We start from the raw sequence: 23,691 nt of genomic DNA, 5'->3' as shown, positions 1-23,691 counted from the left end.
CGCCGCCTTCGTCAAGCCACACGTCCGGAATCGCACATGGGTAGAGGTCCTTCCATCGAGGCGCGCAAGAACGCCGAGGACGCCAAGCGCGGCAAGGTGTTCACCAAGATCATCCGCGAGATTTCCGTGGCCGCGCGCAGCGCCGGCGGCGACCCGGCCAGCAATCCGCGCCTGCGCAGCGCCGTGGACAAGGGCCTGGGCGCGAACATGACCAAGGACGTGATCGAACGCGCGATCAAGAAGGCCACCGGCGAGCTGGAAGGCGTCGAATACGAGGAAATCCGCTACGAGGGCTATGCGCCCGGCGGCATTGCGGTCATCGTCGACTGCCTCACCGACAACAAGGTCCGCACCGTCGCTGACGTGCGGCACGCTTTCGGCAAGTTCGGCGGCAATCTCGGCACCGATGGTTCGGTCGCCTTCATGTTCAGGAAGCTCGGCGTGCTGAGTTTCGCGCCCGGCGCCGACGAAGACCGGATCACCGAAGCGGCGATCGAGGCTGGCGCCGACGACGTGGTCGTGTATCCGGATGACGGTTCGATCGACGTACTGACCGCTCCGGAAACGTTCGCGGCGGTAAAGGCGGCGATGGAAGCCGCCGGCCTCAGGCCCGACCTGGCCGAGGTCACCATGCGCGCCGACAACGACATCGCCGTCGCCGGCGAAACCGCCCAGCAGGTCGTCAAGCTGCTGGCCTGGCTCGAGGACATGGACGACGTGCAGAACGTCTATTCGAATGCCGAGCTGGGCGCGGATGCCTACACGTGAATCGGGAATCGGGAATCGGGAATAGGGCAGCAAGCGATCGCCAGCCCTGCTGCGCCAGTGGCGGCCCTCGTTCGCTGCGATTGGCCGGGCAAAACGCGGAATGTCGAGCTTGACGATTCCCGATTCCCGATTCCCGATTCCCGGCTCCACCCGCATCCTCGGCATCGACCCCGGTTCGCAGCGCACGGGCGTGGGCATCATCGACGTCGATGGCACCGGCAGGACCACGCACGTGTTCCATGCGCCGCTGAACCTGATGGTGGCCGATGCGGCGCTGAAGGGGAATTTCCCGCAGCGGTTGAAACTGCTGCTCGACGGACTGGCACGGATCATCGACGAGCATCGGCCGGACGAAGTCGCGATCGAGCAGGTGTTCATGGCGCGCAATCCGGATTCGGCGCTCAAGCTGGGCCAGGCGCGCGGCGCGGCGATCTGCGCGGTGGTAATGCGTGACCTGCCGGTGCACGAATACGCGGCCAAGGAAATCAAGCTGGCCGTGGTCGGCAAGGGCGGCGCGGACAAGGTGCAGGTGCAGCACATGGTCGGAATCATGCTCAACCTCAAGGGCAAGCTGCAGGCCGATGCCGCCGACGCACTGGCGGTGGCGATCACCCATGCCCACGTGCGCGCCAGCGCGCAACGGCTGGGCGTCAACGTGCGCGAAGCTTGGAGCAGGAAATGAGAGTCGTGATTCGTGATTCGATATTCGTGATTCGCAACAGCGATGCACAGAGGTTTGGTACGTGCGCCTGCTCTTTCAAATCACGAATGACCAATCACGAATCAGCGCGCCCAGAGGGCACACCATGATCGGCCGCCTCAAAGGCATCCTCATCCACAAGCAGCCACCATGGCTGGTGGTGGACGTGCATGGCGTCGGCTACGAGCTGGAGGCGCCGATGAGCACCTTCTACGACCTGCCGGAGATCGGTCGCGAGGTGTCGCTGTTCACCCACTACGCGCAGAAGGAAGACAGCGTGTCGCTGTACGGATTCTTCAGCGAATCCGAGCGGCGCCTGTTCCGCGACGTGCAGCGGGTCAGCGGGATCGGCGCGAAGATCGCGCTGGCAGTGCTGTCGGGCGCCTCGGTCGACGAGTTCGCGCGGCTGCTGCAGACCGGCGACGTGACCGCGCTGACGCGGATTCCCGGCATCGGCAAGAAGACCGCCGAGCGCATGGTGGTGGAGCTGCGCGACCGCGCCGCCGACCTGGTCGGCAGCGGGTCACCGGTGGCAATGGGCAAGGGGCCGGCCGATCCGCTGTCCGAAGCGATCGTCGCCCTGCAGCAACTGGGTTACAAGCCGGCCGAGGCGCAACGCATGGCGAAGAATGTCGCTTCCGACGGCGATGCAGCCGAAATCATCATCCGCAAGGCGCTACAGTCCGCGCTTCGTTGAATCCGGCAGCGCCATCCGCCCGCCGGATGCGACCAGGAAGCCCATGGCCACTCCGCACAACCATTCCGCCCCAGGCAATTCCCACGCGCACGGCCACGGCAAGACCGGTTTGCCGGCGCTGGTGGTCGGTGCCATCGGCGTGGTGTTCGGCGACATCGGCACCAGCCCGCTGTACACGCTGAAGGAGGCGTTCTCGCCGCACTTCGGCCTGACCGGCAACCACGACACCGTGCTGGGCATCCTGTCGCTGGTGTTCTGGGCGCTGATGATCGTGGTCACGCTGAAGTACGTGACCATCATCATGCGTGCCGACAACAACGGCGAAGGCGGCATCATGGCGCTGATGACGCTGGCCCAGCGCACCCTGGCCAAGGGCGGGCGTTCGGCCTACGTGGTCGGCATCCTCGGCATCTTCGGCGCCTCTCTGTTTTTCGGCGACAGCGTGATCACGCCGGCGATCACCGTGCTTGGCGCGGTCGAGGGCCTGGAAGTCGCAGCACCCGGGTTGCACCGGTTCATCGTGCCGATCGCGGTGGTGATCCTGGTCGGCGTGTTCATGGCGCAGCGCTTTGGCACGGAGAAGGTCGGCAAGGTGTTCGGGCCGATCACCATGATCTGGTTCATCGCACTGGCGCTGATCGGCATCCACAACATCATCGAGGCGCCGGAAGTGCTGAAGGCGCTCAATCCCTGGTGGGGCGCGAAGTTCTTCCTCGAGCACGGCTCGCACTCGGTGCTGATCCTGGGGGTGGTGGTGCTGGCGGTGACCGGCGGCGAGGCGTTGTACGCCGACATGGGCCACTTCGGCGCCAAGCCCATCCGTTACGCCTGGTACACGATGGTGCTGCCGTGCCTGATGCTGAATTACCTGGGGCAGGGCGCGTTCGTGCTCGAGCATCCGGCCGCGGTCAAGAACCCGTTCTACGAGGCGGTGCCGTCGTGGGCGCTGTACCCGATGATCGTGCTGGCGACGATGGCCGCGGTGATCGCCTCTCAGGCGGTGATCACCGGCGCCTATTCGGTGGCACGGCAGGCCATGCAACTGGGCTACATCCCGCGCATGCAGATCAAGCACACCTCGCGCGAGACCATCGGCCAGATCTATGTGCCCTACATCAACTGGGTGTTGATGGTCGCGGTGCTGGTGGTGGTGCTGATGTTCCGCAGCTCGACCGCGCTGGCCTCGGCCTACGGCATCTCGGTGTCGGCGACGATGCTGATCGACACCCTGCTGCTGGCGCTGGTGGCACGCGCGCTGTGGCCGAAGTGGCGCAAGTTCGTGCTGCCGTTGTGCGTGGTGTTCTTCATTGTCGATGTCGGCTTCGTCATCGCCAATGGCGCCAAGTTCTTCGATGGCGCCTGGTTCCCGGTGGTGCTGGGGCTGGTAGTGTTCACCCTGCTGCGCACCTGGCGCCGCGGCCGCGAACTGCTGCACGAAGAAGTGCGCAAGGAAGGCATCCAGATCGACAGCTTCCTGCCCGGCCTGATGCTGGCACCGCCGGCGCGCGTGCCCGGCACCGCGATCTTCATGACCGCCGACCAGGGCGTGGTGCCGCACGCGCTGCTGCACAATCTCAAGCACAACAAGGTACTGCACGAGCGCAACGTGTTCCTGACCGTGGAAACGCTGACCGTGCCGTACGCGCCGCAGGGCAAGCGCCTGAAGATCGATGCGATCGGCGACGACTTCTACCGGGTCCTGATCCGCTTCGGTTTCATGGAAATCCCGGACGTGCCGCTGGCGCTGATGCGCAGCTGCGACGCCGGCGGCACCTATTTCGACCCGATGGACACGACCTATTTCGCCAGCCGCGAGACGATCGTCGCCAGCCGTCACCGCGGCATGCCGATCTGGCGCGATCGCCTGTTCGCCTTCATGCACCGCAACGCGGCGCCGGCGACCGGATTCTTCCGGATCCCCGGCAACCGGCTGGTGGAGCTGGGTTCGCAGGTCGAGATCTGACCGCATCGGTGCCGGCGATACCTGCGCCGGGATATGGGGCAATGGCAGGCATGGCATACGTCCGCGTCATCCCCATATGGGGGTGATCTCCTGCCGGAAGATCGCCATGGCTCCACCTCCGATTCCGTACTCGATCCTCGACCTGGCACCGGTCACCGAGGGCAGCGATGCTCGCCAGGCGTTCGCCAACACCCTCGACCTCGCGCAGCACGCCGAGCAGTGCGGCTACCACCGCTACTGGCTGGCCGAGCACCACAACATGCCGGGCATCGCAAGTGCGGCCACGGCGATACTGATCGGCCATGTTGCCGGCGGCACGCGCAGCATCCGGGTCGGCGCCGGCGGCGTGATGCTGCCGAACCATGCGCCGCTGCAGGTGGCCGAGCAGTTCGGCACACTGGCGTCGCTGTACCCGGGCCGCATCGATCTCGGCCTCGGCCGCGCACCCGGCACCGACCAGGCCACCGCGCGTGCCCTGCGCCGCTACTTCGATGGCGCCGACGCGTTTCCGCAGGACGTGGTCGAGCTGCTCGGCTATTTCGAGCCGGTGCAACCGGGCCAGCCGGTGCAGGCTGTGCCCGGCGCAGGCATCGACGTGCCGGTCTGGCTGCTGGGCTCAAGCCTGTTCAGTGCGCAGCTCGCCGCGCAGCTGGGGCTGCCGTTCGCCTTTGCCTCGCACTTCGCGCCAGCGGCGATGGAGCAGGCGCTGGCGCTGTACCGTCGTGACTTCCGGCCTTCGTCGCGGCTCGCGCGGCCCTACGCCATGCTCGCGCTGAACGTGGTCGGCGCCGACAGCGTTGCCGAGGCGAAACGCCTGTTCACCACCCAGCAGCAGAGCTTCGTGCGCCTGCGTCGTGGCGATATCGGCCTGGTGCCACCGCCGATCGACGACATCGACGCGTTCTGGGCGCCGCACGAACGGGCCGGCGTCGAACAGGCGCTGGCCTGCTGCGTGCTCGGCGACGCGGACACGCTGCGCACGGGCATCGCCGCGTTCGTCGATCGCTACCGTCCGGACGAACTGCTGCTGACCGCGAACATCTTCGACCACGCCGCGCGCAAGCGCTCGTTCGCGCTGGCCGCGGAGGCCTGCCGCGCAGCCGCCTGAGCCTCGTGAGCCAGCCGTGGCCGTGAACTCTTTGTTGCATTTGCCATGAAAATGGATGAGCAGCGCCCGACCGGAATCGCTCCGGCAGGCGCTGCCGCAGCAGCGGATCGCGGCGTCGACGTGCGAACATAGGCGCATGACCGAGGACCGTATCATCGCCGCCGCCGCGACCCGCGAGGACGACGCCATCGAGGCCAGCATCCGGCCCAAACGGCTGGATGAGTACCTCGGGCAGCAGCCGGTGCGCGAGCAGCTGTCGATCTACATCGAGGCGGCCCGGCATCGCCGCGAGGCGCTCGACCACGTGCTGATCTTCGGCCCGCCGGGGCTGGGCAAGACCACGCTGAGCCATGTCATTGCCAACGAGCTCGGCGTCAACCTGCGCGTCACTTCCGGGCCGGTGATCGAGAAGGCCGGCGACCTGGCTGCGCTGCTGACCAACCTGCAGCCGCATGACGTGCTGTTCATCGACGAGATCCATCGCCTGTCGCCGGTCGTGGAGGAAGTGCTGTATCCGGCGATGGAGGACTACCAGATCGACATCATGATCGGCGAGGGGCCCGCGGCCCGCTCGATCAAGCTCGACCTGCCGCCGTTCACCCTGATCGGCGCCACCACGCGCGCCGGCCTGCTGACCGCACCGTTGCGCGACCGTTTCGGCATCGTGCAGCGACTGGAGTTCTACAGCGCCGACGAACTGACGCGGATCGTGCGGCGTTCGGCGAAGATCCTCGGCATCGACTGCGCTGCCGAAGGCGCCGACGAGATCGCGCGCCGCTCGCGCGGCACGCCGCGCATCGCCAACCGCCTGCTGCGCCGCGTGCGCGACTACGCGCAGGTGCGCGCCGGCGGCCGCATCGATCATGAAGTCGCCAAAGCGGCGATGCAGATGCTGAAGGTCGATCCGGAAGGCTTCGACGACCTCGACCGGCGCCTGCTCAACCTGATCATCGAGAATTTCGACGGCGGCCCGGTCGGCGTCGAATCGCTGGCCGCCGCGCTCAGCGAGGAACGCGGCACGCTGGAGGACGTGATCGAGCCCTACCTGATCCAGCAGGGTTTCCTGGTGCGCACCGCGCGTGGACGCATGGCTTCGCACAAGGCGTACAGGCACCTTGGGCTTCAGCCCAAGGTGCGGGAATCGGGAATCGGGAATCGGGAGTCGGAGGGGCTGTTTTGAAGCACCGGTCTGATTCCACCAGTACCTGCGATTGCGTGTGGGAGCAAGGCTTTTGATCTCCGATTCCCGATTCCCGATTCCCGATTCCCGGCCCTCATTCAGTTGGCCGACACGCGTCTATTGGGAAGATACCGACGCGGGTGGCGTGGTCTATCACGCGCAGTACCTGGCTTTCCTGGAGCGCGCGCGCACCGAGTGGTTGCGCATGCATGGGTACGGCCAGGAACTTTTGCGTGGGCAGCACGATCTGGTATTTGCGGTACGGGCGATGCGGATCGATTTCCGCCAGCCGGCGCGGCTGGACGATGCGCTGGATGTGTCGGTTTCGCTCGGCGAATGCCGGCGCGCGAGCCTGGTGATCGAGCAGGCGATCCATCGCGACGGATCGAGGTTGCTGGATGCACAGGTGCGCGTTGCGGCATTGGGCGCCGGCGATTTCCGCCCGCGCGCGATTCCGGATGCGCTGTACCTGCAGCTGAAGTCGCTGGAAAGCAGGGCCCCCGAACAAACCCCCGAAAACCAAGATTGCGGAGTGAACGGATGATTGCGATGTTGCTTGCCACGCAGGCCGCCACGGCGGAAGCCTTGCCCGAGGAGGCCGCGAACGTCGCCCTGCAGGCCGCCGCCGCGGCGCCGCCGGAAAGTCATTTCAACATCCTGCAGCTGGTGCTGCACGCCAGCATCCCGGTGCAGCTGGTGATGCTGCTGCTGCTCGGCGCATCGATCGCCTCGTGGGTGATCATCTTCCGCAAGAAACGCGTGCTCGACCGTGCCGAGGACGAGGCGATCCGGTTCGAAGAGCGCTTCTGGTCCGGCGCCGAGCTGAGCAAGCTCTACGCCGGCGCCGCCGAGCGCAACCGCGACATCGGCGGGCTGGAGGCGATCTTCGAAGGCGGCTTCCGCGAGTTCAACCGCATCCGCCAACGCCGCGGCGTCGACAGCCGCATGCAGCTGGAAGGCGCGCAGCGCGCGATGCGCGCGACCACGTCACGCGAGATCGACGGCCTGGAACACAACCTTGAATTCCTCGCCAACGTCGGCTCGATCAGTCCGTACGTGGGCCTGTTCGGCACCGTCTGGGGCATCATGATTTCGTTCCAGGGCCTGGCCAACGTCAAGGAGGCGACCATCGCCACCGTCGCGCCGGGCATCTCCGAGGCGCTGATCGCCACTGCGATGGGCCTGTTCGCCGCCATCCCCGCGGTCTGGGCCTACAACCGCTTCGCCACCAAGGTCGACCGCATCAGCGTGCGCTACGACGCTTTTGCCGAGGAGTTCTCGTCGATCCTGCAGCGCCAGGCGCACCTGGACGATTGACCCTCTCCCCATTCCCCGGACGTTGCCATCCCGAGCGGAGCGCGGGACGTGCTTTCCGGGAGAAGCGGCAAGAAGCAGGTTCCTCATTGCGTCGGATGACAGATGAAAGAGCCGGAAAGACAGGATTGAGCAACGCATGACCACCAACCGCCGCCATCGCAAGCGCAAGCTCAAGGCCGACATCAACGTCGTGCCCTACATCGACGTGATGCTGGTGCTGCTGATCATCTTCATGGTCACCGCGCCGCTGCTGAACCTCGGCGTCGACATCCAGCTGCCGCAGTCCAATGCCAAGACGGTGACCGAACAGAAGGATCCGATCGTGGTCAGCGTCGATCACGAGGGCCATCTGTTCCTGACCATCGAAGGCTCGAAGAACGAGGCGGTGACCAGCGAGCAGCTGGTCGCCAAGGTCGGTGCCTACGTGCGCAACAATCCCAAGGTGGCGGTGTTCGTGGCCGGTGACGGCAATGCGCCGTACCAGACCATCTATTCGGTGCTGACCGACCTGCAGACCAAGGCCAACGTCCCGCGCGCCGGCCTGATGAGCAATCCCGCCGAGGTTCCCGCGAAGTGAGGGAAACCCGCGCCGATACGACGCGAGCGTTCCTCTACGCCATCGCGTTGCACGTGCTGCTGTTCCTGCTGGCCTTCATGGGCCTGTGGTGGACGCGCAGCACGGCGCCCGTGTCCGCGGCCGGACCGGTGGTCGAGGCCGAACTGATCGATCCCAACGCCCTGTCCGTGCAGATGAAACGCGTGCTGCGCCAGCGCCCCGAACCGGTGCCGCCGGTACCCGAGCCGGAACCGCCGCCGCAGGCGGCCGAAGAGGAAACCGCGCCACCGCCGCAGCCCGAACCGGAGCCGCGCCCGGAGGATTCGCCGGTGCCGCCGCAGATCGTGCCGCAGGAGCAGGTGCCCGAGCCCGATGCCCGCGACCAGGAACGCGTCGACCGCGAGGCGCTGGCCGCCGAGCAGCGCGAGAAGGAGCAGGAGGAGAAGCGTCGCCAGGAACAGATCGACCTTACCGAAGAGCGCGAGCGCCAGGAGGAGGCCGAGAAGAAACAGCGCCTGGCGCAGCAGCAGCGCGAGGAAGAGCTGAAGAAGATCCGCGCCGAGATCGCCAAGGCCAAGCGCGAGGAAGATCTGGCGGAGCAGAAGCTCAGGCAACTGGCCAATCGCCGTGCGCAACCTGCACCGGCCGAAGCCGCGAGCAGTTCCGCCAGTCCGCCGCCTGGCAACGAGGGCGTCGACTCCAACCTCAAGGCGCAATACGCGGCGGCCATCCAGGAAGCCATCCTGCGCAACTGGACGCGGCCGGAAACGGTGCCGCTGGGCCAGCGCTGCCGCCTGAACATCCGCCAGCTGCCCGGTGGCGACGTGATCAGCGTCGACGTGTCGCCGTCCTGTCCGTACGACGAACTGGGCCGGCGTTCGGTCGAAGCGGCGGTCCGCAAGGCCGCACCCTTGCCGTATGCCGGTTTCGAATCGGTGTTCCAGCGCGATCTGATCCTCAATTTCGAGGCGCAGGACCGCTGAGTCCGGTCGCGTTCACATTTGAAGCGGAATTCACATACAAGCTGTTTAATAGTCCGGGTCGTTCGATGGCTGCATCGTTGAACCACCGAACCATCCGCCCCGCCGGATTCACCGAATCGATGGACCTGCCGATGAAACGACCGCTGCACCTGCTCGCCACGCTGTTCGCCCTGTTGCTGTTGCCGCTGCTGGCCACGGCGCAGGAAAAAGGCCTGGAAATCGACATCGTCGGCGGCAACGCCTCGGCGCTGCCGATCGTGGTGGTGCCGTTCCAGGGCTCGGCCGGTGAAACCGACGTGGCCGCCGTGATCCGCGCCGACCTGGCGCGCTCCGGCCAGTTCCGTGGCCTGCCCGAGCAGGACATCATCGAGCGCCCGAGTCGCGGCGCCGAGATCAACTATCCGACCTGGCGCCTGCTCAAGCAGGACTACATCGTGGTCGGCCGCATCCTCCCGGCCGGCGACGGCAACTTCCGCGTCGAGTACGAACTGTTCGACGTCGCCAAGCAGGAGCGCCTGCTCGGATACGCCTTGACCGCGCGTTCCAACGCGATGCGCGACGTTGCGCACCAGATCGCGGACGCCATCTACGAGAAGATCCTCGGCGTGCGCGGCGCGTTCTGGACCCGCATCGCCTATGTCACCGCAACGGGCACCGGCAACGCCAGCCGCTACGCGCTGATGGTCGCCGACTCCGATGGCTACAATCCGCAGGTGGTGGTGCGTTCGGCCGAGCCGATGCTGTCGCCGTCGTGGAGCCCCGACGGACGCAAGCTGGCTTATGTCAGCTTCGAGCGCGGCAACTCGTCGATCTATATCCAGGACATCGCCACCGGCGCGCGCGAACTGGTCGCCAGCTACCGCGGCATCAACGGCGCACCGAGCTTCTCCCCCGACGGCAACCGCCTGGCGCTGACACTGTCGCGCAGCGGCAATCCGGAAATCTACGTGATGAACCTCGGCAGCAAGGCGCTGACCCAGCTCACCAATCATTTCGGCATCGACACCGAGCCGACCTGGAGCGCCAACGGCAGCACGATCTACTTCACTTCCGACCGCGGCGGCCAGCCGCAGATCTATTCGGTTGCGGCCAGCGGCGGCGGCGCCACGCGCGTCACTTTCCAGGGCCGATACAACGCCAGCGCCACCGTATCGTTCGACGACAAGAAGATCGCCGTGGCGCAAGGCGCCGGAAACGTTTACCGTATTGCACTGATGGATCGCAGCCTGGGGTCGCCGCGCTGGACCACGCTGTCGCCGGGGTCGCTTGACGAATCACCCAGTTTCGCCCCCAACGCCAGCATGGTTCTGTACGCCGCCCGCGAAGGCCGGCGCGGCGTGCTTTACGCCGTATCGGCGGATGGACGGGTGAGGCAGCGGCTGGTGCTGGCGGACGGGGACGTGCGCGAGCCCGCCTGGTCGCCTTATCGCCAGAAGAATTGAGGCTGCGGCTCCACTGACCTGTTCGAAAGAAAAAGAAATTCCAACCCACGTGTGTGACGAGGATCGACGATGAACACCACTACCCGCATGATGCTGACGGCCGCCCTGGTTTGCGTGGCTGCTGTCGGTTGCTCCAAGAAGGTCAAGGAAGCCCCGCCCGTCGATACCGGCGCTGGTGCGGTCACCGATCCCGGTCCGACCACGCCCGGCGCCTATGGCCCGAACGACCTGGACACCGATGCCTGCCTGCGCCAGCGCGTCGTGTACTTCGATTTCGACCAGTACACCGTGCGTCCCGAGTTCCAGTCCGCGATGGCCTGCCACGCCAAGTACCTGCGTGACCGTCCGTCGTCGCGCCTGACCCTCGAAGGCCATACCGACGAGCGCGGCAGCCGCGAATACAACATGGGCCTCGGCGAGCGCCGCGGCAATGCCGTGTCGTCCGCGCTGCAGGCCAACGGCGGTTCCGGCACCCAGCTCACCGGGGTCAGCTATGGCGAAGAACGCCCGACCTGCACCGAGTCGAGCGAGGACTGCTGGGCCAAGAACCGCCGCGTCGAGATCGTCTACACCGCTAAATAACAGCAGCGCCAAGCAAGCCATGGCAGATCCGATGCTCCGTTATTTCGCAACAATCGCGTTCGCGGCGGCCCTTGTGGCCGCCGCGCCCGCGTCCGCACAACGCGCCAGCCTGGGCGACCGCGTCACCGCGCTCGAGCAGCAGGCCGCCGGCAATCAGGGCAATGTCGACCTGCTCAACCAGTTGGCCCAGCTCAGGGATGAGGTGCAGGCGCTGCGCTCGCAGATCGAGCAGCTGCAGCACCAGGTCGAGCAGCAGAAGGAAAGCGGCCGCAACCAGTACCTCGACCTGGACGGTCGCATCAACCGGCTCGAAGGTGGAGCTAATCCGGCCATCGTTCCGGTTCCCTCCGCCAGCACCGGCAAGCCGGCAGCCCCGGCCGACAAGCCGCCAGTGGTCCGCGGCGATGCCGGCGCACTGGCCAAGGGTTCGGACGAACGCAGCGCCTACAACCTCGCCTTCGATGCCCTGAAAGCCGGGAACTACGTCGACTCGGCGCAACTGTTCCAGAATTTCCTGCAGGCCTATCCCGCCGGCGCCTACGCGCCAAACGCGCTGTACTGGCTGGGCGAGAGCTATTACGTCACCCAGAACTATGCGCTGGCGCAGGAACAGTTCCAGATGCTGCTGGATCGTTACCCGACCCACGACAAGGCGCCGGGCGCACTGCTGAAAGTGGGCCTGTCGCAATACGGCCAGAAGCAGATGGCCGAAGCCGAAAGCACGCTTGCGCAGGTGGCCCAGCGTTATCCCGGCACGGATGCGGCGCGTACCGCCGACGACCGGCTGCGCGCGATCCAGCTGTCCCAGGTCCGCTGACCCGTTTTCACAGGGCGGAGCAGGCTTCGCCGCGCCACAAGGCGTAAAATCGCGGCATGAACGCAGTTTCCGCTCCCCCCGATGCGGCCGCCGCATCCGCGGACCGGCTGCGCATTACCGAGATATTCCTGTCGCTGCAGGGCGAGGCCCGCGACGCCGGCTGGCCCACCGTATTCGTGCGTCTGACCGGCTGCCCGCTGCGTTGCCAGTACTGCGACACTGCCTATGCCTTCCACGGCGGCGAATGGTGGACGATCGACGCGATCCTCGAGGAGGTCGCCCGCCACGGCGTGCGCCATGTCTGCGTGACCGGCGGCGAACCGCTGTCGCAGAAGCGCTGCCTGGGCCTGCTGTCGCGGCTTTGCGATGCCGGCTACATCGTCTCGCTGGAAACTTCCGGTGCCATCGACATCGCCGCGGTCGACCCGCGCGTCAGCCGCGTGCTGGACATCAAGACGCCCGGTTCGGCCGAAGTGGCACGCAACCATTGGCCGAACCTGCCGTTGCTGACCGCGCGCGACCAGGTCAAGTTCGTGCTGTGCGGTCGCGAGGATTACGAATGGGCACGCGACGTGCTGGTCGAGCATCGCCTGGCCGAACGTTGCGACGTGCTGTTTTCGCCCAGCAAGAGCGACCTGGCGGCGCGCGACCTGGCCGACTGGATCGTGGCCGATCGCCTGCCGGTGCGTTTCCAGATGCAGCTGCACAAGCTGCTGTGGAATGACGAGCCGGGGCGGTAGGGCGGGGGCTTGGATCTGGGATATAGGGGCTGGAACGCATGCTCGATCCGGTATGTGCGAACGGCTGCAGCCCGAAGATTGCATCGAACATCGGCATTGCCGCCATGCGACAACACGAGCATTCAAACCCAAGACCTCACATCATGCCCAAGTCCCCAGATCCCAGCCCCCAGTCCCGGCGCAACGCCGTCGTCCTCGTCTCCGGCGGCATGGATTCCGCCGTCGTTCTCGCCATTGCCCGCGAGCGTGGCCACGCCGTACATGCGCTAAGCGTGAGTTACGGCCAGCGGCACACGTCCGAACTGGATGCCGCCGCGCGCGTGGCGAACGCGCTCGGCGCGGTGCAGCACAAGACGGTCGTCGTCGACCTGCGCACGATCGGCGGCTCCGCGCTTACCGATGACATCGACGTGCCGCTGGATACCGACCAGCATCCGGTCGGTACCGCCGCGGCCAGGGACGACATCCCCGTCACCTATGTGCCGGCGCGCAACACGATCATGCTGTCGGTGGCGCTGGGCTGGGCCGAGGTGCTGGGTGCAAGCGACATCTACTGCGGCGTCAATGCGGTCGACTATTCCGGCTACCCCGATTGCCGCCCGGAGTTCGTCGAGGCCTTCGAGCGACTCGCCAACCTCGCCACCAAGGCCGGCGTGGAAGGCGCCGGCCTGCGCGTGCAGGCGCCACTGCAGTACATGAGCAAGGCCGATATCGTGCGTGAAGGCCTGCGCCTGGGCGTCGACTTCGCGCAGACCGTGTCCTGCTACCAGGCCGACGCGCAGGGCCGCGCCTGCGGCCACTGCGATGCCTGCCGGCTGCGTGCCGAAGGCTTTGCCGCCGCCGGCGTCGCCGACCCGACGCGTTATGTCGGCTGAGCGCGATGCGCTAGAATATCGGCCCTCCGGCGCCGTGCCGGCAGGTTTTTCATCCGTGGGTCGTTAGCTCAGTCGGTAGAGCATCGGACTTTTAATCCGCTGGTCGATGGTTCGAATCCATCACGACCCACCATCTTCTGAAAGCCGTTCTCGCGTCCGGATTCAACTCCGGGTCGAATAGTTCGTTTCGTGGGTCCTGTCACGCGCATTGCGAAGTTGGCATGGATGCAAACCTGCAGACCTGAAGCCGTCCGCGCACCCATCGCACCCCAGCAATCTGCCCGCTACGCGGGCGTCGCCTGTGCGAGAACCGTCTCCAGCACCTGTTCGCCGTAGCGCGCGAGCTTGGTGCCACCGATGCCGCCGACCTGGGCCAGATCGTCGAGCGAGGTCGGGCGTTGTTCGGCGATGTTGCGCAGCGTGCTGTCGTGGAAGATCACGTAGGCCGGCAGGTTCTGCTCGCGCGCCAGTTGCGCACGCAGCTCGCGTAGCGCATCGAACAGGGGCTGGTCGGCGGCCTGCAGGTTCGCCGTCGGCGCGGCGCGTCCGTTGCGTTCGCGCTCACGCTTGCGTGGCAGCTCCTTGCGCAGCATCACCGCGCGTTCGCCGCGCAGTACCGCACGACTGGCCTCGGTCAGGCGCAGGCCACCGTAGCCCTCGGCATCCACTTCCAGCAGGTCGGCGGCGACCAGCTGGCGGAACACACCGCGCCAGGCCCTGGCGTCCAGGTCATGGCCGACGCCGAAGGTGCTGAGCTGGTCGTGCCCGAACTGGCGGATGCGTTCGTTGTCGACCCCGCGCAGCACGTCGATCAGGTGCATCGCGCCAAAACGTTGCCCGCTGCGATAAACGCAGCTCAATGCCTTCTGCGCAGCGACGGTCGCGTCCCAGGTTTCGGCCGGATGCAGGCAGTTGTCGCAGTTGCCGCAGGGTTCCGGGTACGCCTCGCCGAAGCTGGCCAGCAGCACCTGGCGTCGGCATTGCATGGTTTCGCAATAACCGACCAGCGAATCCAGCTTGCGTCGCTCCAGCCGCTTGCGTTCCTCGCCGGCTTCGGAGTTCTCGATCATCTGCTTGAGCAGCACCACGTCGCCCAGACCGTGGCAGAGCCAGGCTTCGGCAGGTTCGCCGTCACGGCCGGCACGGCCGGTTTCCTGGTAGTAGCCCTCGATCGACTTGGGCAGATCCATGTGCGCGACGAAGCGCACGTCCGGCTTGTCGATGCCCATGCCGAACGCGATCGTGGCGACCATGACGATGCCGTCCTCGCGCAGGAAGCGGCGCTGGTTGCGCGCGCGCACTTCGGCGTCGAGGCCGGCGTGGTAGGGCAGGGCGGTGACACCGAGTTCCACGAGGGTTTCCGCAGTCTTTTCCACTTTTTTGCGCGACAGGCAATAGACGATGCCCGATTCCCCCATGTGTCCGGCGATGAAGTCGCGCAGCTGGCGCCGACCGTTGTCCTTCTGCACCACGTTGTAGCGGATATTGGGACGATCGAAGGAGCTGACGAAGCGCTGCGCCTGTTCCAGTTGCAGGCGTTCGGCGATCTCGCGCTGCGTGGGCGGGTCCGCGGTGGCGGTCAGCGCGATGCGCGGAATCGACGGCCAGCGCTCGTGCAGGATGGTCAGCTCGCGATACTCGCGGCGGAAATCGTGGCCCCACTGCGATACGCAGTGGGCCTCGTCGATGGCGAACAGCGCGATGCGACTGCGCTCCAGCAGCGACAGGAAGCCCGGGGACAGCAGGCGCTCCGGCGCCACGTACAGCAGATCGAGCTCGCCAGCCAGCAACGAACGCTCGATCTGCGCCGCCGTGCCGGCGTCGAGCGTCGAGTTCAGATACTCGGCACGCACGCCGAGTTGGCGCAGCGCCTCCACCTGGTCCTGCATCAGCGCGATCAGCGGCGACACGACGATGCCGCAGCCTTCGCGCAGCAACGCCGGGATCTGGTAGCACAGGGACTTGCCGCCACCGGTGGGCATCAGCACCAGCGCGTCGTTGCCGTCGGCGACGTGCTCGACGATGGCTTCCTGCTCGCCGCGGAAGCCCGGGAAACCGAAAACGTTCTGCAGCAGTTCGCGTGCGCGGGTGGTCATGCGCACAGGATAACGTCGCGGGGACGGCGACGTCGGAGGAAATAGCGCCAGTGCGATGTCGGACTATTCCGGAAGATCCGTCCGGCATATGCCCGGGGACGGTCTCGACACGGATGGTTTCCGATGAATGCGGTCGATCGGGCAACTCCGGGCCTGGCTCAACCATCCGCTCGTCATCCCGGCGCAAGCGCCGGGATGACGAGGTTTCGAGACGACTTATCCGATCCTGTCCACTCTGATCCGTGTCAAAAAGCAGCCGCCGGCAGGGCTCACTGCAGCAGCGAGCGCAGCATCCAGGCGTTCTTCTCGTGGGTCTGCAGGCGCTGGATCAGCAGGTCCTCGGTCGGTTCGTCGTCGGCGTCGTCGGCCACGTCGAGCACCTTGCGCGCGGTACGGCACACGGCTTCGTTGCCGACCACCAGCTGGCGCACCATCTCGCGCCAGTCCTGTGCTTCGGCCAGGCCGGGTTCTTCCTTGATGGACGACAGCTTGATGAATTCCGCGTACGAGCCCGGCGCATTGAAGCCCAGTGCGCGGATGCGCTCGGCGATGTCGTCGAGCGCGTTCCACTGCTCGGTGTACTGCGTCTCGAACATGTTGTGCAGGGCATTGAACATCGGCCCGGTCACGTTCCAGTGGAAGTTGTGGGTCTTCAGGTACAGCGTGTACGCGTCGGCCAGGAACACCGACAGGTTCTGCGCGATCTTCTTGCGATCACCGGCACTGATCCCGATATCGATGGCCGGACCACGATCGCCGGGTCCCGGCGAAGCGGCTGGTGTGGTGGCCGTGGCGGAAGCAGCGGGCCTGGCATTGCCGGCCGTTGCGGATTTCGGGCTCTTCGCTTTCGAACTGTTCTTGGCCATCGGGTTTCTCCGGGGGTGGGATGCCGTCACAATAGAACGTGGCGGCGGACGCGTGGAATGCAATATCGCTGTCGGAATAAACCATTGAAGCCTATCGACAACAATGCGAGTGCCGCGTCAATGCAGGCCCGGCGCGCCATCGGCGGCGCCTGCAGCCGCGATGCCGCCCGCCTGCACGGTTTGTGGCGACGCTGGCAGGCGCAGCCGGCCGATGGCAAGGCGCGTGATGCGTTCGCGACGGCGCTGGCGCAATCGGTGGCCCGGCGCGAAGCGCGTGCGGCCCAGCTGCCGCGCGGCGTGGTCGATCCGGGACTGCCGATCGCAGGCGCCGCCGACCGCATCGTCGAACTGATCCGCAGGCATCCGGTCGTGGTCATCGCCGGGGAAACCGGCTCCGGCAAGACCACGCAGCTGCCCAAGCTGTGCCTGGCGGCCGGGCGGGGCGCGGCCGGCATGATCGGCTGCACGCAGCCGCGCCGGATCGCCGCGCGTGCGGTCGCGCGACGGGTGGCGGAAGAACTGCAGGTGTCGTTGGGCGGCGCAGTCGGCTACCAGGTACGGTTCAACGACAACGTCGGCGCCGACACCGCGATCAAGTTCATGACCGACGGTATCCTGCTGGCCGAGATCCAGTCCGACCGCTGGCTGTCGGCCTACGACACGATCATCGTCGACGAGGCGCACGAACGCAGCCTCAACATCGACTTCCTGCTCGGCTACCTGAAACAGCTGCTGCGCAAGCGGCCCGACCTGAAGGTCATCGTCACATCGGCGACCATCGACACCGCGCGCTTCTCGCAGCATTTCGGCGATGCGCCGGTGGTCGACGTTGAAGGCCGCGGATATCCGGTCGAAGTACGCTACCGGGCGTTGGAAGACGTCCTTCGACAGGCTCAGGATGAGCGGGATCCGGGAGCACGCAGCGTACTCGACGGCATCGTCGCGGCCTGCGACGAAATCGCCCGCGAGCGCGGCATGGGCGACACGCTGGTCTTCCTGCCCGGCGAGCGCGAGATCCGCGACGCGCACCAGGCGCTGGAACGGCGCAAGTACCGCCACACCGAGGTCCTGCCGCTGTACGCGCGGCTGTCCGTGCGCGACCAGGACCGGGTGTTCAACCCGGGCCCGCAGCGGCGCATCGTGCTGGCGACCAATGTCGCGGAAACATCGCTGACCGTGCCGCGCATCCACTACGTGGTCGATCCCGGCTTGGCACGCATCAAGCGCTACAGTCCGCGGCAGAAGCTGGATCGCCTGCACATCGAACCGATCTCGCAGGCCAGCGCCGACCAGCGCAAGGGTCGCTGCGGCCGCATCGCGCCGGGTACCTGTTTCCGCATCTATTCGCAGGCGGATTTCGAATCGCGCGCGCCCTACACCGACCCCGAGATCCGCCGCGCCGCGCTGGCCGGCGTGATCCTGCGCATGCTGTCGCTGGGGCTGGGGAATATCGAGGATTTTCCGTTCATCGAGCCGCCCGATCCGCGCGCCATCAGCGACGGTTGGCAGCAGCTGCACGAACTGGGCGCGATCGATGTGGAGCGCAAGCTGACCGCGACCGGCCGCACCATGTCGCGTCTGCCGGTGGACGTGAAGCTCGCACGCATGCTGGTTGCCGCGCAGGCGCAGGGTTGCCTGCACGAGATGCTGGCGATCGCATCGTTCCTCGGCATCCAGGATCCGCGCGAGCGCCCGGCCGACCAGCGCGCCGCGGCGGACAATGCGCATGCGCAGTTCGCCGATCTAAAGTCCGAGTTCGTCGGCATCCTCAAGTTGTGGGAGGCCTATCGCGAAGCGCATGAAGCGATGACGCAGTCACGGCTGCGCAAGTGGTGCGAGAAGCACTTCCTGGGTTTCCTGCGCATGCGCGAATGGCGCGAGCTGCATCGTCAGCTCAAGCTGGTATGCGAGGAACTCGGCTGGTCTGGCTCCGCCTTGGAGAACGCGACCGGCGTTCCCTTGAAAAAGACAGGTAGCGGGCGTTTGCGTCCTGCCGGCGCAGCGGCAAAGCAGCCGGTCCCTGCCGCTTCGTCCGTTCCAAAGGACGAAGGCAGGCAAAAGCCGGGCGAAGGCGAAGCCGGTACGGGCGGACACATGACCGCCGCCGCATATGCCACGCTGCACCGCGCTCTGATCGCCGGCCTGCCGACGCAGCTCGGCCAGCGTACCGAACGCGGCCAGTACGACGGTCCGCGCGGGCGCAAGTTCCAGCTGTTCCCCGGTTCGGCGTTGGCGAAGAAACCGCCGCCGTGGGTGCTGTCGGCAACCTTGCTGGACACGGAAAAAGTCTGGTCGCTGACCAATGCAGCGGTCGAACCGGACTGGGCGATCGCCGAACTGCCGCACCTGCTGGCGCGGCGCCAGCATGACCCGCGATGGGCGCGTTCGCAGGGACGCGTGGTCGGCAGCGAGCAGATCAGCCTGTTCGGACTGGTACTCGCGCCGAAGCGTCCGATCCACTACGGCGCATTGTTCCCCGAGGAAAGCCGCGTGATCTTCGCCCGCGATGCGCTGGTGACCGGCGAGATCAATACGCGCAGCGCATTCCTGGCGCGCAACCTGAAGACGCTCGAACTCGCCCGCGACGAGGAAGCCAAGCAGCGACGCAGCGGTCTGGTCGTCGACGATGAATGGATGGCGCAGTGGTACCTCGACCGCTTGCCGCCGCAGGTGCACAACACGCAGGCCCTGGATGCCTGGTACGCGAAGCTGCCCGCCGCGGAGAAGGCGGCGCTGGAATGGACGCGTCACGATCTTCTGGTCGGCAATGAAAGCGAAGCCCGGCGATTTCCACCGTACCTGCCCGTCGGCGATGCGCGGCTGGCGGTGCGTTATCGCTTCGAGCCGGGCGCCGTCGACGACGGCATGACGTTAGTGGTCCCGCTGCACCTGCTGAACGCGCTCGATCCGACGCGCCTGTCGTGGCTCGCGCCCGGCTTCGTCGCCGACAAGGCGGTCGCGATGATCAAGTCGTTGCCGAAGGCGTTGCGCCGCAATTTCGTGCCGGCGCCGGACTTTGCCCGTGCGTTCGCCGAGGCGCATCCACAGCCCGATGCCGATGCCTTCGCCGGAGCGCTGGCGCGTTTCCTGCGCAAGCTTACCGGCGCGGAAATTTCCGCTGTCGATTTCGATGAATCGTCGCTCGAGCCCCATCTGCGGATGAACCTGCGGTTGCTCGATGCCGGCGGCAGGCGCGGCGATGCGCCGAGCGTATTGGCCGAATCGCGTGACCTGGACGACCTGCGCCTGCGTTTCGGCGCGCGCGCGACGCAGGCTTTCGCCGCACAGGCCGCGCTGGGGTTGGCCAGGCAGGGCCTGGTGGCATTTCCCGCGGAGCCGATCCCGATATCGGTACCGGGCGCCGCCGGCGTGCCGGCTTATCCGGCACTGGATGACGATGGCGACAGCGCATCGCTCGGTGTTCATGCCACGTCCCAGGAAGCGCTGCGACGCCATCCGCGCGGCGTGCGGCGCCTGTTGGCCATCGCGCTTGCCGACAGACTCAAGCAGGCGCGCAAGCAACTGCCGGTGCCTGCGAAGACGGCGCTGCTGTACGCCGCGATAGAGTCGGTCGCGCCGCGCACCCATGGCGGCAGCGATGGCGATCGCCTGCGTGCGGACCTGGTCGATGGCGCTTTCGCGGCCCTGGCGTCCGATGGACTGGAAAGCGTCCGCGACGCGGAGGCGTTCGCGCATCGACGCGACACGATCGCGAAAGGCCTGTTCCCCGAGGCGATGGCAAGGTTGCAGCAGGCCGAAACCATCCTCGGGCTGGTCGCGGAAGTGCGCGCGAAACTGGATTCGAAGCTCATCGGTTGGGCCAGTGGCAATCTTGACGACATGCGTGCGCACCTCGCGGCGCTCACCCCGCCGGGATTCCTGCGCGATACGCCGTCCGAGGCGCTGCGCGAATATCCGCGTTACCTGAAAGCGCTCGCGCTGCGTGGTGAGCGCGCGCTGCGCGATCCCGTTCGCGACCAGGCGCGGATGCTTGAACTCAAGCCGTTCGCCGATGAGCTGGCCGAAGCGGCCTCCGGCGCCCACGCGCAAGCCGAGGCATGGCGCGCACTGCGTTGGGAGCTGGAGGAGTTGCGCGTGTCGATGTACGCGCAGGAACTGGGCGTGCGTGGCGGCGTATCGCCGAAAAAGCTGGCACAGAAGCTGGCGGGACTGCGCGGCAGCGGTTGACGAATGGTTTCGCCAGTACGCAGAAACCCGCCTACTGGATCCGTTCCGCGCGCGCCCTCGGCGCGTCCTCGTCCACCTGCAGGAACCAGCGTCCCATCAGCCCGGGAGCCACTTCGATCTCCGGCGACTGCAGCGGACGCTTCAGCGTCATCTGCCCCTTGAGCACGCGCCAGCGCTGGCCATTCTCCAGTTCGAACACGGTGCCGGGGCTCCATTCCTGGACGTCGCCGCGGAGGCGGCTACGCACGGGCTGGTCGCTGGCGCCGACGAATGCGTCGTGTGGCGGCGCGGTAATGGCTGTTGCGCCCTGTCCCGCAGCCGCCGGTCCAGCCTGCTCCTGGTTGAGCCAGCGATCGAGGTTGGCCAGTTCATCGCGGGTCAGCTTGCCGAGACCCGCGGCGTTGAACTGTTCGGGTGTCATCCGTCGTTCGATCGACTGCTGCGCCACGGCATTGCCGCCTATGAAGAGGAGGGCCAGCAACGTGGGCAGGCGGAAATACAGGTTCATGATGCGCTTCGCCGGATGTTCGAGGCACGATATGGCCTGCGGATGACCGTCTGGTTACGTTCGGCGCCCGCGGATGGAAAACAGCGATGCCGCTGCAGAGGCCGCGCGCCGGTCGCGGTGTTGTAGCCTTCCCGACATGTCTTCGGCATCGAACGATCGCGACCCCATGGACGTGCTGCTGGCCCTGCCGGCAGCCGCTGTGATCGCGCCCGAGCTACGCCGCGCACTGCGCGAAACCGCCGATGCGACGGCCGAAGCCGGCCCCGGTTTGCGCGATCCCTTGCCGGTGCTCGCCGACACCCTTGCGTCGCTGTCGCTGCTTGGCGGCGATGGCGAGGTGATGACCGCCGCCATCCTGCACGTCGCCGTGCACTGGCGCGAACACCTGGAACCGCTGCTGCAGCGCGACCACTCCGCGGTCGCCGTATTGCTCGAAGGCCAGCGCGCCGCCAACCAGGTCTGGGCGCTGCATGCCGAGCACGCCGGCGGCGGCAATACCGAAGGCCTACGCCGCCTGCTGCTGGCGATCGTGCGCGACCTGCGCGTGATACCGGTCCTGTTGGCGCGACAGCTGGCACGCCTGCGCGCCGCTTCCGCATTGCCCGAGGATGAACGACGCGCGCTGGCGCAGCTCACGCGCGACATCCATGCTCCGCTCGCCAACCGCCTCGGCATCTGGCAGTTGAAATGGGAGCTGGAAGACCTGGCTTTCCGCCACCTGGAACCGCTGACCTACCAGCGCATCGCGCGCCTGCTCGACGAGAAGCGCCTTGATCGGCAGCGCTACATCGAACAGGTCAAGGCGCTGCTGGGCGAGGCGATGGCGGCGCAGGGGCTGGCGGTCGAGATCGCTGGCCGTCCCAAGCACATCTACAGCATCTGGAAGAAGATGCAAAAGAAGAACGTGCCGTTCGGCGAGCTCTACGACCTGAGGGCCGTGCGCGTACTCGTCGACGATATCCCTGCCTGCTATGCGGCGCTGGGCGTGGTGCATGCGCTGTGGACGCCCGTTCCCAGCGAGTTCGACGACTACATCGCGCGTCCCAAGCGCAACGACTACCGCTCGCTGCATACGGCGGTGATCGGCCCGGACGGCAAGACCCTGGAAGTGCAGATCCGCACCCGCGAGATGCATGCACAGGCCGAACTGGGCGTGGCCGCGCACTGGCGCTACAAGGAAGGACGCAGCGCCGCCGGCGATGCGGCGCTGGATCGCAAGATCGGCTGGATGCGGCGGCTGCTGGAGCAGCGCGACGACAATGCCGACCTGCTCGGCGAAATCGATGCCGAGTTGATCGAGGACCGCGTCTATGCGCTGACGCCGCGCGGCGAGGTCATCGACCTGCCGCAGGGCGCTACTCCGCTGGATTTCGCCTATCACGTGCATACCGAGGTCGGGCATCGCTGCCGCGGCGCCAAGGTCGACGGCCGCATCGTGCCGCTCGACCACAAGTTGCGCACGGGTGCCCGCGTCGAGATCCTGACGGCAAAAACCGGCGAACCGCGCCGCGACTGGCTGGTGGCGGCCAATGGTTTCCTGGCCAGCGCGCGTTCGCGGGAAAAGGTGCGCAACTGGTTCCACAAGCTCGATCGCGCGCGCAACGTGCAGGCGGGGCGCGAGTTGCTCGAGAAGGAGCTGAAACGCCTGGGCCTGCACAGCGCCGAGCTGGCACCGGTGCTGTCGAAGTTCAACGCCGCCAGCGCCGATGATCTCTACGTGCTGGTCGCGCTGGGCGATGTCGGCCCGCACCAGGTCGGACGCGCATTGCATGACCTGGAACGCGCGGAACCCGAAACCCCATCGATCCCGCCGCCGCCGCGCAGGATCCGCAAACCGGCGTCGGCGTCCGGCCTCACCGTGCAGGGCGTTGGCAACCTGCTGGTGCAGATCGCGCGCTGCTGCCAGCCGCTGCCGGGTGAGGCGATCGTCGGTTACCTGACGCGCGCGCGGGGTGTGTCGGTGCATCGTCCGGATTGCGCCGCTTTCCTGCGCCTGTCGGCGAAGCAGCCGCAGCGCGTGCTGGCGGTGGAGTGGGGGGGCGCGCAGGGCGGTCACGACGTCGACGTGCAACTGCTGGCGCTGGATCGCAAATGGCTGTTGAAGGACGTGACCAACCTGATCGCGCAGGAAAACGCGCATGTATCCGGCATCCACAGCCAGGCCGAGCGCGGCAGTGGCCGGATCCGCCTGCGGCTTCGCCTGCGCGTTGCCGATTTCGGCCAGCTGTCTACCCTGCTCGGAAAACTGTCGGGCCTGTCCGGCGTGGAAGAAGTACGCCGGGCCGGTTGAATCGCACTGTTATGC

20 protein-coding genes and 1 tRNA gene are annotated in these 23,691 nt (G+C 66.7%); 18 read left to right on the top strand and 3 right to left on the bottom strand.

From position 1 onward, the window contains the following. Window positions 1-36: 36 nt before the first annotated feature. The 16 genes from IP90_RS09350 to IP90_RS09275 all read left to right on the top strand — a co-directional run bounded on the left by IP90_RS09350 (window position 37) and on the right by IP90_RS09275 (window position 13,861). A complete protein-coding gene (locus tag IP90_RS09350; RefSeq protein ID WP_144899366.1) occupies window positions 37-768 on the top strand; it encodes a YebC/PmpR family DNA-binding transcriptional regulator in 732 nt (243 codons plus the stop codon). A 100-nt stretch (window positions 769-868) separates the two neighbouring features. After that, entirely contained in the window at window positions 869-1,450 is a 582-nt protein-coding gene (gene ruvC, locus IP90_RS09345) for a crossover junction endodeoxyribonuclease RuvC (RefSeq protein ID WP_144899365.1), read from the top strand. Between the two features lie 124 nt (window positions 1,451-1,574). Then, a complete protein-coding gene (gene ruvA, locus IP90_RS09340) occupies window positions 1,575-2,165 on the top strand; it encodes a Holliday junction branch migration protein RuvA (RefSeq protein ID WP_144899364.1) in 591 nt (196 codons plus the stop codon). A gap of 43 nt (window positions 2,166-2,208) precedes the next feature. Continuing rightward, window positions 2,209-4,128: a potassium transporter Kup gene (locus IP90_RS09335; protein ID WP_144899363.1), complete on the top strand. Its 1,920-nt coding sequence runs from the start codon at window positions 2,209-2,211 to the stop codon at window positions 4,126-4,128. A 106-nt stretch (window positions 4,129-4,234) separates the two neighbouring features. Further along, window positions 4,235-5,236, top strand: coding sequence for an LLM class flavin-dependent oxidoreductase (locus tag IP90_RS09330; RefSeq protein WP_144899362.1), 1,002 nt, complete (start codon window positions 4,235-4,237; stop codon window positions 5,234-5,236). 136 nt (window positions 5,237-5,372) lie between these two features. Continuing rightward, window positions 5,373-6,416: a Holliday junction branch migration DNA helicase RuvB gene (gene ruvB, locus IP90_RS09325; protein ID WP_144899361.1), complete on the top strand. Its 1,044-nt coding sequence runs from the start codon at window positions 5,373-5,375 to the stop codon at window positions 6,414-6,416. A gap of 52 nt (window positions 6,417-6,468) precedes the next feature. Then, window positions 6,469-6,960, top strand: coding sequence for a tol-pal system-associated acyl-CoA thioesterase (ybgC, locus tag IP90_RS09320; protein WP_144899360.1), 492 nt, complete (start codon window positions 6,469-6,471; stop codon window positions 6,958-6,960). Continuing rightward, window positions 6,957-7,733: a protein TolQ gene (tolQ, locus tag IP90_RS09315; protein WP_144899359.1), complete on the top strand. Its 777-nt coding sequence runs from the start codon at window positions 6,957-6,959 to the stop codon at window positions 7,731-7,733. Before ybgC ends, tolQ begins: the two co-directional genes overlap by 4 nt. A 136-nt stretch (window positions 7,734-7,869) precedes the next feature. Continuing rightward, a complete protein-coding gene (gene tolR / locus IP90_RS09310; RefSeq protein WP_144899358.1) occupies window positions 7,870-8,310 on the top strand; it encodes a protein TolR in 441 nt (146 codons plus the stop codon). After that, the gene (gene tolA, locus IP90_RS09305; protein ID WP_144899357.1) at window positions 8,307-9,272 is read left to right on the top strand and encodes a cell envelope integrity protein TolA; all 966 of its coding nucleotides are present in this window, start codon (window positions 8,307-8,309) and stop codon (window positions 9,270-9,272) included. The genes tolR and tolA overlap by 4 nt, the downstream gene beginning before the upstream one ends. Before the next feature lie 131 nt (window positions 9,273-9,403). Beyond that, window positions 9,404-10,714, top strand: coding sequence for a Tol-Pal system beta propeller repeat protein TolB (gene tolB, locus IP90_RS09300; protein WP_144899655.1), 1,311 nt, complete (start codon window positions 9,404-9,406; stop codon window positions 10,712-10,714). Window positions 10,715-10,783: 69 nt separating this feature from the next. Continuing rightward, window positions 10,784-11,296 (top strand): peptidoglycan-associated lipoprotein Pal, encoded by a 513-nt coding sequence (gene pal / locus IP90_RS09295; RefSeq protein WP_144899356.1) that lies wholly within the window; start codon window positions 10,784-10,786, stop codon window positions 11,294-11,296. Between the two features lie 19 nt (window positions 11,297-11,315). Next, window positions 11,316-12,113: a tol-pal system protein YbgF gene (ybgF, locus tag IP90_RS09290; protein ID WP_242007542.1), complete on the top strand. Its 798-nt coding sequence runs from the start codon at window positions 11,316-11,318 to the stop codon at window positions 12,111-12,113. A 56-nt stretch (window positions 12,114-12,169) separates the two neighbouring features. Then, entirely contained in the window at window positions 12,170-12,853 is a 684-nt protein-coding gene (gene queE / locus IP90_RS09285; protein WP_144899355.1) for a 7-carboxy-7-deazaguanine synthase QueE, read from the top strand. Window positions 12,854-12,996: 143 nt separating this feature from the next. After that, window positions 12,997-13,728 carry a 7-cyano-7-deazaguanine synthase QueC gene (gene queC, locus IP90_RS09280; protein WP_144899354.1) on the top strand — a complete coding sequence of 244 codons (732 nt, stop codon included), beginning with the start codon at window positions 12,997-12,999 and terminating at the stop codon, window positions 13,726-13,728. Window positions 13,729-13,785: 57 nt separating this feature from the next. Further along, window positions 13,786-13,861, top strand: a tRNA-Lys gene (locus IP90_RS09275). A 151-nt stretch (window positions 13,862-14,012) separates the two neighbouring features. Here IP90_RS09275 and recQ read toward each other — a convergent pair. Next, window positions 14,013-15,824, bottom strand: coding sequence for a DNA helicase RecQ (gene recQ, locus IP90_RS09270; RefSeq protein WP_144899353.1), 1,812 nt, complete (start codon window positions 15,822-15,824; stop codon window positions 14,013-14,015). A 269-nt stretch (window positions 15,825-16,093) separates the two neighbouring features. Next, complete coding sequence (locus IP90_RS09265; protein ID WP_144899352.1) at window positions 16,094-16,690, bottom strand: Dps family protein; 597 nt, start codon at window positions 16,688-16,690, stop codon at window positions 16,094-16,096. 84 nt (window positions 16,691-16,774) lie between these two features. Here IP90_RS09265 and hrpA point away from each other — a divergent pair, with 84 nt between their 5' ends. Beyond that, window positions 16,775-20,878, top strand: coding sequence for an ATP-dependent RNA helicase HrpA (gene hrpA / locus IP90_RS09260; RefSeq protein ID WP_199753443.1), 4,104 nt, complete (start codon window positions 16,775-16,777; stop codon window positions 20,876-20,878). A 31-nt stretch (window positions 20,879-20,909) separates the two neighbouring features. Here hrpA and IP90_RS16845 read toward each other — a convergent pair whose 3' ends face one another. Next, window positions 20,910-21,386 carry a hypothetical protein gene (locus IP90_RS16845; protein WP_242007541.1) on the bottom strand — a complete coding sequence of 159 codons (477 nt, stop codon included), beginning with the start codon at window positions 21,384-21,386 and terminating at the stop codon, window positions 20,910-20,912. Window positions 21,387-21,522: 136 nt separating this feature from the next. Between IP90_RS16845 and IP90_RS09250 the strand changes: the two genes are divergently transcribed. Further along, window positions 21,523-23,676, top strand: a complete 2,154-nt coding sequence (locus IP90_RS09250) for a RelA/SpoT family protein (protein ID WP_144899351.1) — start codon at window positions 21,523-21,525, stop codon at window positions 23,674-23,676. The last annotated feature ends 15 nt before the right edge of the window (window positions 23,677-23,691 follow it).

It is taken from the genome of Luteimonas cucumeris, from assembly GCF_007830035.1.
Classification (GTDB): domain Bacteria; phylum Pseudomonadota; class Gammaproteobacteria; order Xanthomonadales; family Xanthomonadaceae; genus Luteimonas_C; species Luteimonas_C cucumeris.
The sequence above is the reverse complement of the archived record's forward strand: the minus strand, read 5'-3'. Positions and strand labels throughout refer to the sequence as shown.